Annotated in this window: 12 protein-coding genes; 4 read left to right on the forward strand and 8 right to left on the reverse strand. The window is 74.1% G+C overall.

What is annotated here, in order from left to right; all coding sequences use genetic code 11:
- Positions 1-10: 10 nt before the first annotated feature.
- From EKG83_RS34030 to EKG83_RS34035, 3 genes are all read right to left on the reverse strand, one after another.
- Positions 11-1,327 (reverse strand): glycoside hydrolase family 43 protein, encoded by a 1,317-nt coding sequence (locus tag EKG83_RS34030; RefSeq protein WP_033432976.1) that lies wholly within the window; start codon positions 1,325-1,327, stop codon positions 11-13.
- A gap of 1 nt (position 1,328) precedes the next feature.
- Complete coding sequence (locus EKG83_RS49270; RefSeq protein ID WP_265590299.1) at positions 1,329-1,454, reverse strand: hypothetical protein; 126 nt, start codon at positions 1,452-1,454, stop codon at positions 1,329-1,331.
- A gap of 82 nt (positions 1,455-1,536) precedes the next feature.
- Positions 1,537-2,985, reverse strand: coding sequence for a family 43 glycosylhydrolase (locus EKG83_RS34035; RefSeq protein WP_033432977.1), 1,449 nt, complete (start codon positions 2,983-2,985; stop codon positions 1,537-1,539).
- Between the two features lie 895 nt (positions 2,986-3,880).
- On the opposite strand from EKG83_RS34035, the gene EKG83_RS34040 reads away from it, so the two are divergent.
- On the forward strand, positions 3,881-4,309 hold the full coding sequence (locus EKG83_RS34040; protein WP_033432978.1) for a hypothetical protein: 429 nt from the start codon (positions 3,881-3,883) through the stop codon (positions 4,307-4,309).
- A 178-nt stretch (positions 4,310-4,487) separates the two neighbouring features.
- On the opposite strand, the gene EKG83_RS34045 is transcribed toward EKG83_RS34040, so the two are convergent.
- Complete coding sequence (locus EKG83_RS34045) at positions 4,488-4,694, reverse strand: hypothetical protein (RefSeq protein WP_033432979.1); 207 nt, start codon at positions 4,692-4,694, stop codon at positions 4,488-4,490.
- Positions 4,695-4,827: 133 nt separating this feature from the next.
- Here EKG83_RS34045 and EKG83_RS34050 point away from each other — a divergent pair, with 133 nt between their 5' ends.
- The gene (locus tag EKG83_RS34050) at positions 4,828-5,331 is read left to right on the forward strand and encodes a SigE family RNA polymerase sigma factor (protein ID WP_033433047.1); all 504 of its coding nucleotides are present in this window, start codon (positions 4,828-4,830) and stop codon (positions 5,329-5,331) included.
- On the forward strand, positions 5,328-6,362 hold the full coding sequence (locus tag EKG83_RS34055) for an LCP family protein (protein ID WP_051766374.1): 1,035 nt from the start codon (positions 5,328-5,330) through the stop codon (positions 6,360-6,362). The genes EKG83_RS34050 and EKG83_RS34055 overlap by 4 nt, the downstream gene beginning before the upstream one ends.
- 39 nt (positions 6,363-6,401) lie before the next feature.
- On the opposite strand, the gene EKG83_RS34060 is transcribed toward EKG83_RS34055, so the two are convergent.
- From EKG83_RS34060 to EKG83_RS34070, 3 genes are all read right to left on the reverse strand, one after another.
- Positions 6,402-7,634, reverse strand: coding sequence for a cation:proton antiporter (locus EKG83_RS34060; protein ID WP_084716763.1), 1,233 nt, complete (start codon positions 7,632-7,634; stop codon positions 6,402-6,404).
- A complete protein-coding gene (locus EKG83_RS34065) occupies positions 7,631-7,774 on the reverse strand; it encodes a hypothetical protein (protein WP_153278641.1) in 144 nt (47 codons plus the stop codon). The genes EKG83_RS34060 and EKG83_RS34065 overlap by 4 nt, the downstream gene beginning before the upstream one ends.
- A 278-nt stretch (positions 7,775-8,052) precedes the next feature.
- The gene (locus tag EKG83_RS34070; protein WP_033432980.1) at positions 8,053-9,036 is read right to left on the reverse strand and encodes a Gfo/Idh/MocA family protein; all 984 of its coding nucleotides are present in this window, start codon (positions 9,034-9,036) and stop codon (positions 8,053-8,055) included.
- Between the two features lie 113 nt (positions 9,037-9,149).
- Here EKG83_RS34070 and EKG83_RS34075 point away from each other — a divergent pair, with 113 nt between their 5' ends.
- Positions 9,150-10,829 (forward strand): DEAD/DEAH box helicase, encoded by a 1,680-nt coding sequence (locus tag EKG83_RS34075; protein WP_033432981.1) that lies wholly within the window; start codon positions 9,150-9,152, stop codon positions 10,827-10,829.
- A gap of 82 nt (positions 10,830-10,911) precedes the next feature.
- On the opposite strand, the gene EKG83_RS34080 is transcribed toward EKG83_RS34075, so the two are convergent.
- On the reverse strand, positions 10,912-12,279 hold the full coding sequence (locus tag EKG83_RS34080; protein WP_084716764.1) for a carboxylesterase family protein: 1,368 nt from the start codon (positions 12,277-12,279) through the stop codon (positions 10,912-10,914).
- Positions 12,280-12,358 lie beyond the last annotated feature (79 nt).

Genomic DNA, 12,358 nt, shown 5'->3' on the forward strand with positions numbered 1-12,358 from the left:
TCGCTCCTGTTCAGGCGAGGGGTGTGGTGACGGTGAAGGAGGCGTCGCCCGCGAACGCGCCGTCGCCGGTCCTGAGGTCGAGCCGGACCTCGTAGTTGTAGTGGCGCAGGTAGCGGCCCGGGAAGTTGTACGACTCGAACGACGTGGTGCCGCCGCCCGCGAGCCCGGCCCGCCCGCAGAACGTGGCGTCGCCGCGGAACAGCGCCGACCCGTCGTCGGCGGCCAGCGTCAGGCGCATGTTGTTGTGCCGCAGGTAGGAGCCCGGGAAGTTGACCGACTGGAACGAGTAGCAGTTCGAGTTGGCCAGCCCCGCGACGATGGTGAACGTGGCGTCCGCGCGGTCGGTCGCGGTGCTGACCGGTTCGACGTAGGCGAGGTTGTTGCGGTGCCGCAGGTACCGGTCGGTGGCGTTGGCCGACCGCAGGGAGCGCTTCCCGGTGGCGACGGCGGTGCTGTCGCCGGCGTTCTCCCGCAGCACGGTGAAGTGCCGCGCGGTGCCGGACAGGCCAGGCAGCTCCACCTTGGCCCCGAAGGAGTTCAGGTTCGAGCTGTCGGCGTAGTAGTAGCGGCCCGCGCCGTACTGGTCGAAGTAGACGCGCCACCGGCCGTCGGGCAGCTGCACCACGGCCGGGCCCTCCAGGCCCGAGCCCCACCCGGCCCAGTTGCCGGTGCCGACGAACTGCCACGGGCCGTTGAGCGAGGTGGCGGTGGCGTGCTCGACGTACTTGGTGGTCTCGTTCTTGAGGAAGTTGTGGTAGGTCGAGCCGACCTTGACCAGGAAGCTGTCGATGTAGTTGGCCGGGATGCCCAGCGCGACCGGCGACGTCCACGCCGACAGGTCGGCGCTGGTGGCGGTGATCCGGTAGGGCCGGAACTGGCCGGCGGTGCCGGTGGTGGAGGCCGAGAAGACCACGTGCACGCTGCCGTCGGAGTCGCGGAACCACTCCGGCGCCCACGTGCTGCCGGTCGAGCCGTTGAGGCCCACGGTGACGTTGCGCAGGAACGTCCAGGTCGTGTAGTCCGCGCTGCGGGCGAACCCGATCGTGTCACCGGTCCACCCGGTGGTGTAAACGATGTAGTAGTAGCCGTCGGTGTGCCGGATGACGCTGGGGTCCCGGATCAGCCCCGACGGCGGCCGGTAGGCGTTGCCGCGCACCAGGGTGAAGTTCGTCGCGTTCGGCGAGTCGTAGACGTACATGTTCGACTCGCTGCTGTTGGTGAACGCGGTCATCACGTAGTGCGGTGCGGGACCGGCGGCGTGCGCCGGTGGGGTGGCCAGCAGGGCGACGAGGAGGGCCGCGACCAGGGCGGCGAGGGGTTTGCGCATGTCAGTGGCCAATCCGGGAGGTGGCGTCCGCGCGGTCGGTGGCCGTGCCGACGGGGTCGGTGCGGCCGGCGGCGGTGAGGGCGACGGCGGACAGCCCGCCGGCCGGGAACGTGCGTCGTTGCAGCATCGTCGGACAGCTCCTGAGGGCCGCAGGGGGTGGTGGCCGGCGGTTGGGAGAGGGAACCGCCGGCCACCGGCAAGGGGGTCGGTCAGGACGCGGGCTCGCCGGACGGCGCGGGCAGCGCCACGCCGAGCGGGACGGGGGTGCCGAAGTTCGGCGTGCCGTCGGCGTTCCAGGTGAACTTCTGGGCGCGGGTGGAGCGGTTCATGTCGCAGCCGCCGCCGGCGGAGTCGTTGGCGTGGTAGACGATCCAGTCCTCGGTGCCGTCGGGTGACTTGAAGAACCCGTTGTGGCCCGGGGCGAACACGCCGTGCGCGTCGTTGCGCTGGAAGACCGGGTCGGGCGACTTGGTCCAGTGGGCGCGGTTGAGCGGGTCGGAGCCGGTCAGGGTGAGCAGGCCCAGCTTGTAGTCCGGGCCCCAGCAGGCGCTGGCCGAGTAGACGATCATGGTGCGGCCGTTGCGGTAGAGCGGTTCGGCACCCTCGTTGACCGCCCCGGTCTGCCGCTCCCAGGACAGGGTGGGCTGGGAGATGGTGCGGCGGGGCCCGCTGATCGTGTAGGGGTTGGACAGCGGGGTGATGGTGAGCGACTGGGTGCCGTCCATGGCGCTGCCCATCAGGTAGAGCTTGCCGTTGTGCTGGAGGATGCTCGGGTCCAGCTCCCAGGTGCTGCCCAGGTCGGCCTTGAAGGTGTAGGGGCCCATCGGGTCGGCACCGGCGGACTCCAGGACGTGCAGGCGCTGGGTCGGGTTGTAGTCGGGCACGTTCTGCCCGGCCACGTAGTAGAGGTACCAGCGGCCGCCCAGGAGGTGGAACTCCGGGGCCCACATGTTGCAGCAGCCGTTCGGGCGGCCGGTCAGGGTGAAGACCACCTGGTCGGGCGCGCTCGCCAGGCCCGCCAGGGTGCGGGAGCGGCGCATGGTGATCGTGGAGTTCCACGTCGTGGTGGCCAGGTGGTAGTAGCCGTTGTGGTACTGGAGCCACGGGTCCGGGCCGTTGCGCTTGATCGGGTTGGTGAAGGTCCGGGCCCCGAGCTTGACGAGCTGCCACTGCTGGTTGGTGCCGCCGGTGTCGGGCCACTGGATGACCTGCGCGCCGTCGGCGGTGGAGAAGTCGAGCACGTCGACGGCCTTGCCGCTGGCCCGGTTGACCAGCCGGACGTGGCCGTCCGGCGAGTCGGCCAGGCGGAACTGCTGGCCGGTGCGGTTGGCGTCGGTGGTCTGCACCAGGCGGGTGCGGTCGGCGGTGTCGGCGAAGTCCAGGACCTTGCCGCTGTGCCGGGACCTCAGGCGGTAGTAGCCGCTGCCGGAGTCGACGAACTGCCACTGCTGCCAGGCACCGTCGTTGCGCGTCCACTGGGCGATCGGCGCGTTCTCGGCGGTGGAGAGGTCGTAGACGTCGAGCGCCTTGCCGCTGTTGCGGTTGACCAGGACGTAGGAGGCGTTCGTGTCGACCACGGCCGCGGTGGCCACCGGGGCGGCCACGAGGCCGGCACCGAGCAGGACCGCCGTCGTGGCGAGGACGAGCGTGGATCTCATGTCTGCACTCCCTGCGACGCTGCACGGAAGAGGGCTGAGGTACCCGGCGGAGGTGTGTTAACGCTAACAGCCAAGTGATGTGCAGCTCAACACCGAATTTATGCGCCTCAAACAGCCTCATATGACAACCTTGTCAGAGGGGGGCTAGCTGCGCGTTTGGGTTTTGTTAGCGATAACAGAACGAGGGGCGCCTGGTACGGCCCGGTTCACGGGAGGCACGTCGGGCCGCGCCCGGGTTGGGCGCGTTGAGCCGGAGCAGGTCGAGCCACACCGGGCAGGGTCGAATCGGGTCAGGCAGGGCCGAGCCACGCCGGGCAGGACCGAGCCGGGGCAGGCAGCGCCGAGCCGGGCCAAGCAGCGCCGAGCCGGGTCGCGATCCGAGCCGGTGCGCGGAACAGCCGAGCGGTCAAGCGCGGGCGGGTTGCCGCACGACAACCCGCCCGCGCCACGCACCCGTCGACCGCCCCCCAGCGGCACGGGCACCCCGGCGAGCACCCGTCGGCAAGACGGGCACCCCGGCAGGACGCCTACCAACGCCCCACCGCCCCCCTCCCGCACCGTCCCCCCACTCGAACCCGGTCGACCGCGGGAAGGGCACCGGCACCGGGAACACCACCGTGCCCGACGAACCTGAACCCCTCCTGCACCAACCTGAAGAACCCTTCAGCCGCCGCCTCGAACGCCGAAAAAAAGCGCCCTGCCCACGAAAGTGGGAATCCTCGGCGTGTTCACTCACAGGGAGGGCATTTTGCACACGTGATGTGATAACAGCAGTTCACCGCACTTAACGCCGTTCAAACACGCACCACTCGATGGGTCTACCTCGGCGATATGTGGGCCGACCAGGGGTAACGATCGTTTCGCATGGTGATCACAACACCTAGGAGGTCTCCCCATGCGCAACTTGACTCGCCTCATCGCCATCAGCGCGCTGTCGCTCCCGCTGCTCGTGGGCGCGGCCGGCCTGGCCTCGGCCGATCCGGACGTGTCGTACGAGAGCTCGACCAGCGTGGCCGGCCCGGACGGCGCCGGCACGGACGGCGTCTACTCCGGCGTGGGCGAGGACTACGCCTACTTCTTCGAGTTCACGAGCTGGGCGGGCGACAACGGCGCCTACAACCACGAGCAGGGGTCCTTCACCTCCGATTGGGGCAGCTACTACGGGCAGGACGAGGAGTACGCCGGCGACGACGGCTCCTACTCGGACCACGAGGAGAGCAGCGCCTCCGACGACGACGCCGACTACGACGTCGACGCCAGCTCCGACGACGGTGTCGACTACGACATCGACACCAACCACGACGACTACAACGACGAGGGCTGACCCGACCCGGGCACGCTGAGTACCGATCCGCCGCGCATCGCGGGATGCGCGGCGGATCCCTTTTTCCAGCCCACCCGCGAACTCGACCGCGGCCGGGCCGATCCCGCTCGGGCCCGACCGCGCTCGGGCTCAACCACGATCAGACCCGACCAGGATCAGACCCGACCACGATCAGGGCTCAACCGCGATCGGGGTCGTCGGCGGCCGAGTAGTCGGAGATGCCGATGTTGCCGGTAGGGTTCGCCTCCGGGTGCGCGGAACCGGTGTCGCTGCGCCCGGCCGGGTTGCCGATGCCGTCGAGCGGACCGGAGGCCCCCTCGTCCAGCGAGGCGCGGCTGGCGTCGTCGTACTCCTGCTCGGGGTCGTTGCGGGGCTCGTGGTCCATGACCGGCGACTACCCCGACCACCCCGGGGCAAACGCCCGCGATGTGACCCGGATCACCGCACGTCCGTTCAACGCCGGGCGCCGGCAGCGGGGTTTCCCGACCGCAACCGACACGACGGCAGAAGGGGGCGACGTGCAGGACGACTTCGACCGGTTCGTCACCGAGCGCCTTGACCGGCTCTTGCGCTACGCCACGGCACTGACCTGCGACCGGCACCTGGCGCAGGACATCGTCCAGGAGGTGCTGCTGCGGGCCGGGCGGCGGTGGGACCGGATCGGGGTGATGGACGCGCCCCACCTCTACGTCAAGCGCATGGTCACCAACGACTACCTGTCGTGGCGCCGCCGCCGGGCCGCGCGCGAGGTGTCCGCCACGCACGCGGCGCTGGTCGAGGTCGGCCCGGTGACCGACGACCCGGCCGTGCGGCACGCCGAGCGGGACGCGATGCGCGCCCGGATCGCGGTGCTGCCGCGCAAGCAGCGGGCCGCGGTGGTGCTGCGCTACTACGAGGACAGCACCGACGCCGAGATCGCCCGGATCCTCGGCTGCACGGAGGGCACCGTGCGCAGCCACATCTCACGCGCGCTGCAGAAGCTGCGCGTCGACCGGAACACCCCGACGGAGGTGCTGCGATGACCGAGCAGGAAGCCCTGATCCGCGCCGCCGTCGAGGCCGAGGCCGACCAGGCCGTCGACCCCCGCGAGGTGCTGGCCGCGCTGCGGACCCGCCGCCGCCGGCGCCGGCCGGTCGCGCTGTTCGCGGCGACCGCGCTGACCGCCGCGGCCGCCGCCGTCGCGGTGGCCGTCCCGCTGGTCGTGGACCGCGACCGGGGCGCCGCGCCGGCCACCGCCGGGCAGCAGCCGGCGCCGACCGCGCGGACCGTGCTGCTGCTGGGGCTGGACGACGGGGCGCGGCCGGACGCCGTGGTGCTGGCCCGGGTCGGCGCGAACGGCTCGGTCGGCTTCCTCTCGCTGCCCCGCGACACCCGGGTCGACGTCCCCGGCGTGGGCGCCGGCAGGCTCAACCAGGTCTACTACGCGGCGCACCAGGCCGCGGCGGCCGCGGGCCAGGACGCCGACCGGGCGGGTGCGGAGTCGGCGGTGCGCGTGGTCGCGGAGCTGACCGGCGTGCCGGTCGACCACTACGCGACCGTGCCGATGGCGGTGTTCGGCGAGCTGGTCGACGCGGTCGGCGGGGTCGAGGTGTGCCTGCGGGAGGCGGCGCGCGACCCGTTCTCGGGCCTCGACCTGCCCGCGGGGACCAGCACGCTGGGCGGTGCGGACGCGCTGGCGTTCCTGCGCCAGCGGCACGGCCTGCCCAACGGCGACCTGGACCGCGTGGTGCGGCACCAGGCGTTCCTGCGGGCCCTGGCCGGGAAGGTGGCGGGCGACGACCCGGCACGACTGGCCGCCCTGGGTGCCGTGGTGCGGCGCACCGTGCGCACCGACCCGGGTTGGGACCCGCTGGAACTCGCCGGGCTCCTCGCCGGCGGCGGCGCGGTGCGCGGTGCGACCATCCCGACCACGGAGGCGGTCGAGACCGGGCAGGGCATGGCCCTGGCCGTGGACCCGGCGGCCGTGCGGGAGTTCACCAGGGGTTTCCTCGCCGACCCGGGCACGTCGGCCCCGGCACCGCCCCCGGCGGAGGGGCCGGCCTGCGTGGGCTGAACGGGAGGTGGTCGCCACCGCGGCGGTGGCGACCACCGCTCACCGCGCGGGCGCCGGCGCGGCCGCGCCCCGGCGCTCGACCAGGGACAGCAGCGGGCCGGTCATCGCGGTGGTGACCAGCGCCATCACCACCAGCGCCAGGAACAGCCGCACGGACAGCAGCCCGGCGCTGTACCCGGCCTGGAGCACCACGATCTCGGTCAGGCCGCGGGTGTTGACCAGCACGCCGACGGTCAGCGCGGTGCGCCGGTCCTGGCGGGCCAGCCGGGCGCCGAGGTACCCGCCGCCGACCTTGCCGAGGACGGCCAGGGCGAGCGCGACCAGGATCGCGGCCCACGGCACCGCGCCGCGCGGCGCGTTCGCCACGCCCATGCCGGCCACCACGAAGGACACCGGCACCAGCAGCCGCCCGAGCGCCGCCACCGGCCGCACGACCGCCGCCCACGGCCCGCCCGGCAGGGCCAGCCCCACGACGAAGGCGCCGGACACGGCGGTCAGCCCCCAGTGCTCGAACTGGAACGCCGCCAGCAGGGCCGCCCCGGACACCGCGACGGCCGCGGCGCGGGGGTGGCGCGCGGCCAGCGCCGTCGGCCCGCCGGCGCGCAGCGCGACCCGTCCGACGGCCAGCAGCACCAGCCCCGCGACCAGCAGCGCCACCGAGCCCAGCAGCCCGCCGGACACGCCGACCGCCACCACCAGCAGCACCCACGCCGCCGAGTCGGTGACCACGGCGGCGGCCATGGCCAACCGGCCCGCCGGGCTGTCGGTCAGGCCGCGGTCCTCCAGCACGCGGGCGAGCACGGGCACCGCGGTGACGCTCAGCGCGATCGCCACCATCAGCACCAGCGCCGGGGCCGGCGCGTCGCCGCGCACCCCGTCGTCGGCCACCCACAGCACCCAGGCGGCCATGAGCAGCCCGCACAGCAGGGCGGGCACGAACGAGCCCGCGGTGACCCAGCCGACCGCGCGGGCGCCCAGGACGGCCGTGCCGCCGTGGCGCAGCTCGTGGGCGACGCCGACCAGGAACAGCACCAGGCCGACCTGCCCCGCGGTCCGCAGCGGGCCCGCCACGTCGGCGGGCAGCACGGTGGCCAGGCCGTCGGCGCCGGCGACCAGCAGCACCGCGGGCACGACCAGGATGCCCGCGAGGATCTCGCCGACGACCTCGGGCTGGCGGGCGGCCCGCGCGGCGCGGCGGCCCAGCAGCGCGGCGAGCAGCACGGCGGCGAGCACCGCCAGGACGTGCCCGGTGCGCGACAGCGGCTCGATCACGGCCGGCCTCCCGCGCGACCGGGCGGCACCGGCACGACGGGCACGGCCGCCGGCCCGATCACCGGTTCGGCCGCCGGCCCGATCACCGGCCTGGCGGTCGGCAGCACGGCGCTGCCGGGGGTTGGCGTGCGAGTTGCCACGGAACGGCCCCTTCCACCGGCCCGCCGGGTGCCCGGCGGGGTTGGCGAACGCGGTGCGGGGACGGCGCCCCCGCACCCGCCGAATTCATACGGCGGACCGGGACCGGCCGGGCGCCCCGCGACGGCGGTGCGCCCGACTCCGTCGCTTCCGGGCGGTCGGGCCCGCGACTCCGTGCACAACACCTCCGCGCACCACACCTCCGCGCGCAGCGCCTCCGTCCCCGGCCCGCGCCCACCGCACTTCCCCCGGTCGAACCATCCACAGTGGACGGCGGACCTCAGGGACGGGGCAGCTCCACCCACCCGCCGGCGGCGTTCGCCTCGACCAGCGCCCGCCCGACCCGCGCGGTCCGGGCGGAGTGGGCGAGCGGGACCAGCGGCTCCTCCCCCGTCCGGATCGCCTCGACGAACGCCGCCACCTGCAACTCGTAGGCGTCCGCGGCGGGCACGACCTCCTCGCGCGCGCCGTCGAGCGTCACCACCGTGATCACGCCGTCCTCGTGCGGCGTGGTCCACGCGTTGCGCACCGAGACCGACCCGCGCGTGCCCTGGAACTCGTACCAGGCGCGCGGCCCGTACTCCAGGCCGTAGTCCAGCACCGCCGACCGGCCGTCGCCGAAGTCGAGGGCGGCCACCGCGCCCAGGTCGACCACGTCGCCGTGGAAGCGCGCCCAGACGCGCCGGGGTTCCGCCCCGAACGCCCACAGCGGCACGTCGAACGCGTAGCAGCCCACGTCCCACGTGGCACCGCCGCCGAGCGCGGGGTCGAACCTGATGTTGCCCTCCACCGGGGTCGGGTGGGCGAACGCCGCCCGCACCACCCTCAGCTCGCCGATCTCACCGGACGCGAGCAGCGCCGCGGCCCTCGCCTGCTGCGGGTGGAAGCGGTACATGTACGCCTCCATCACCACCAGGCCGGCCGCGGCGCGCCCGATCCGGGCGCAGTCCTCTTCGGACATCGCCATCGGCTTCTCGACCAGCACGTGCTTGCCGGCCCCCAGCGCCCGCAACGTCCACGGCACGTGCCCGGAGTTGGGCAGCGCGACGTAGACCGCGTCCACCCCCGGGTCGGCGAGCAGCGCCTCGTACCCGTCGTGCACCCGCGCCCCGAACCGCCGCGCCACCTCGGTGGCCGCCTCGACCCGGCCGGTGCGGGCGGCCACGGCCGCCACCACGCACCCGGGCACCCGCGCCACGGCGGGCAGCACCCGCCCGGCGATGTGCGAAGTCGCGCCCAACACACCCCACCGGACCGTCGCCACGCGCTCACCTTAACCGCTTAACCACGGTCGTCCGCACCGGTCCGCCGTCACCCTCCCGCGCACCGCGCACCCCTCGCCGAGCGCTTCCGGGGCGATCAGCGAAACTTGACCACATGAGTGACGAGCCCGACGACCGGACCAGCTTCGCCGACCTCGGGTTGCGCCCCGAACTGCTCCGCGCCCTCGCCGGCCTGGGTTACGAGGAGCCGACCCCCATCCAGCGCGAGGCCATCGCCCCGCTCACCGAGGGCCGCGACCTGCTCGGCCAGGCCGCCACCGGCACCGGCAAGACCGCCGCGTTCGCGCTGCCCGTGCTGGAGCGGATGGGCGACGGCGGGCGGACCGAGCGGGCGCCGTTCGCCCTCGTCCTGGTGCCGACGCGCGAACTGGCGGTGCAGGTCTCCGAGGCCGTGCACCGGTACGGGCGCGAGCTGGGCGCGCGGGTGCTGCCGATCTACGGCGGTCAGCCGATCGGGCGACAGCTGCGGGTGCTGGAGCAGGGCGTGGACGTCGTGGTGGCCACGCCGGGCCGCGCCGTCGACCACCTCAACCGGGGCACGCTGAAGCTGGAGAAGCTGGAAGTCGTCGTGCTCGACGAGGCCGACGAGATGCTCGACATGGGCTTCGCCGAGGACCTGGACTCGATCCTGTCCGAGGCGCCGGCCGACCGGCAGACCGTGCTGTTCTCCGCCACCATGCCGCCGCACATCGACCGGCTGGCCCGGCGGCACCTCAAGGACCCGGTGCGCATCACCATCGGCCGCGAGCAGACCGAGCCCGGCGAGGCACCGCGGGTGCGGCAGAGCGCGTACGTCGTGCCGCGCGCCCACAAGCCGGCCGCGCTGGGCCGCATCCTGGACGTGGAGGCGCCGACCGCCGCGATCGTGTTCTGCCGCACCCGCGACGAGGTCGACCAGCTCACCGAGACCCTCAACGGCCGCGGTTACCGGGCGGAGTCGCTGCACGGCGGCATCAGCCAGGAGCAGCGCGACCGCGTGATGGCGCGGTTGCGCAACGGCACGGCGGACCTGCTGGTCGCCACCGACGTCGCCGCCCGCGGCCTGGACGTCGAGCAGCTGACCCACGTGGTCAACTACAACGTGCCGTCCGCGCCGGAGTCCTACGTGCACCGCATCGGCCGGGTCGGGCGGGCGGGCCGCGAGGGCGTGGCGATCACCCTCGCCGAGCCGCGCGAGCACGGCATGCTCAAGACCATCGAGCGGGTGACCAAGCAGCGCATCCAGGTCGAGAAGGTGCCCACCATCGCCGACCTGCGGGCCCGCCGGCTGGAGCTGACCCGCGCCGCGCTGCACGAGAGCCTGCTGGAGGACGACCTGGAGGGCTTCCGGGTCGTGGTGGAGACGCTGGCCGACGAGTTCGACGTGATGATGGTCGCGCTGGCCGCGGTCAAGCTCGCGCACGAGGCCACCGGCGCGGCGGCGGACGAGGAGGAGATCCCCGAGTACGTGCCGAGGTCCGGCGACCGCCGCGGCCGGGACGCCGCCGGCGGCGAGCGCCGGGAGCGCCGTTCCCGCCGGCCGACCGCCGGCATGACCCGCCTGTTCGTGGGCGCGGGCCGCAGCGCCGGCATCCGCCCCCAGGACCTGGTGGGCGCGATCGCCGGCGAGGCCAGGCTCAACGGCCGCGACATCGGCGCGATCGAGATCGCCGACCGCTTCTCCCTGGTCGAGGTCCCCGAGGGCGCCGCCCAGCAGGTGATCGCTTCCCTACGCGGCGCCACCATTAAGGGCCGCAAGGTGACCGTCCGCCGCGAACGCGAAGACCAGCGCTGACCCCCACCCCCACGTGTAATCCCGCGCGTGTCCTCCACTCAGACACCGCGTGTCCTCCGCTCAGGCACCGCGAGTTCCGCGTTCAGGCACCGCGAGTTCTGCACCGGGGCACGCGCGGGTCGGGTGGGGTGACGGGGGGATCCAGGAGCGGGGGGAGGGGGACGCCTCGCCACGGGGTGCGGCGCGGGGTGGTCGGGGGCCCCCAGTGGTGGGTGCCGGTCCAGCCCGGGTCGCCGGTGGCGCAGAAGTCGACCCACGAGCGGAGCACGCGACGGGACAGGGCGTGGGCCTCGGCGTCGGGTGGGCCGCCGATGAGGAAGTCGGCGCCGCGGAGGTTGCCGAAGCAGAACGGCAGGTCGGCGTTGTGCCGGGCCGGCGGGCGGGTGAAGCGGGCCAGTCGGGCGCGGGGGTGGGCTTCGAACAGCCGGGTGGTGGGCTCGCCGTAGACGAAGTCGCCTGCCAGGAGCACGTGGGCGTCGGGCGGGGGCGTGTCGGCGCCGGGGAGCGGGCCGGGTAGCGCGAGGTAGGCGGTCACCACGTGGTCCGGGATGCGCCAGTCGCGGGCGAAGCGGCGCAGGGCGGCTTCGGTGCGGGCGGGGCGGAAGGAGCCCACCGCCTCGAACAGGCCGTACTCGTGGTCGGTGTGGCACAGCAGCAGGTCGACCTCGGGCGGCGGCACGGGCAGGCGGTCGGCCACCGGGCCGAACAGCACCCGGTCGTGGCCGAGCGGTCCGGTGCGCTGCGCGTCGGCCAGCCGGGCGGCGGAGGTCACGGCCGACTCGGGCGTGGAGGCGTCGACCCACCGCGCGACCCGCCGGGCGAACGACGGCGCGTACACCCGGTTGGGCGGGCTGTGCGCGACGACCCGCCGCACGAGGCCGGGTTCGGCGGCGAGGAACAGCGCCGACGCGGCGCCCGAGGAGTGCCCGGCCACGGTCACGTTGCCCGGGTCCCCGCCGAGCACCTCGACGTTGTCCCGCACCCACCGCAGCGCGGCCCGCTGGTCGAGCAGCCCGCGGTTGTCCGGCCGACCCGGCACGTGCCCGAAGCCCTCGAACCCCAGCCGGTAGTTGCACGTCACCACCACCAGCCCCGCGCGGGCCAGGGCGGTGCCGTCGAAGTCGGGCTGCGCGGACGACCCGAACGTGTAGGCCCCGCCGTGGACGAAGAACAGCACCGGCAGCCCGTCGCCCCGCTTCGGCACCCACGCGTTGAGGCTGAGCACGTCCTCGTCGCCCGGCCGCCACACCGGCGCGCCGGGCAGCCGCGCGGCCTGCGGCGCGATGGGGCCGAACTCCAGGCAGTCGACGGTGTGCCCGCCGGACACGGGCACGGGCACGGGCTCGGCGAAGCGCCGCGGCCCGAACGGCGGCTCGGCGTACCGGATGCCCAGGAACGCGTCCACCCCGGGGTCCACCGCCCGCCCCCGGAACCGCCCGCGTCGCGCCATCACCGTCTACACCGCCACCACGCCGCCCACGTACAGCAGCAGCACCCCGGGAACCGCCCGCGTCGCGCCACCGCCGTCT

It is taken from the genome of Saccharothrix syringae (assembly GCF_009498035.1).
Classification (GTDB): domain Bacteria; phylum Actinomycetota; class Actinomycetes; order Mycobacteriales; family Pseudonocardiaceae; genus Actinosynnema; species Actinosynnema syringae.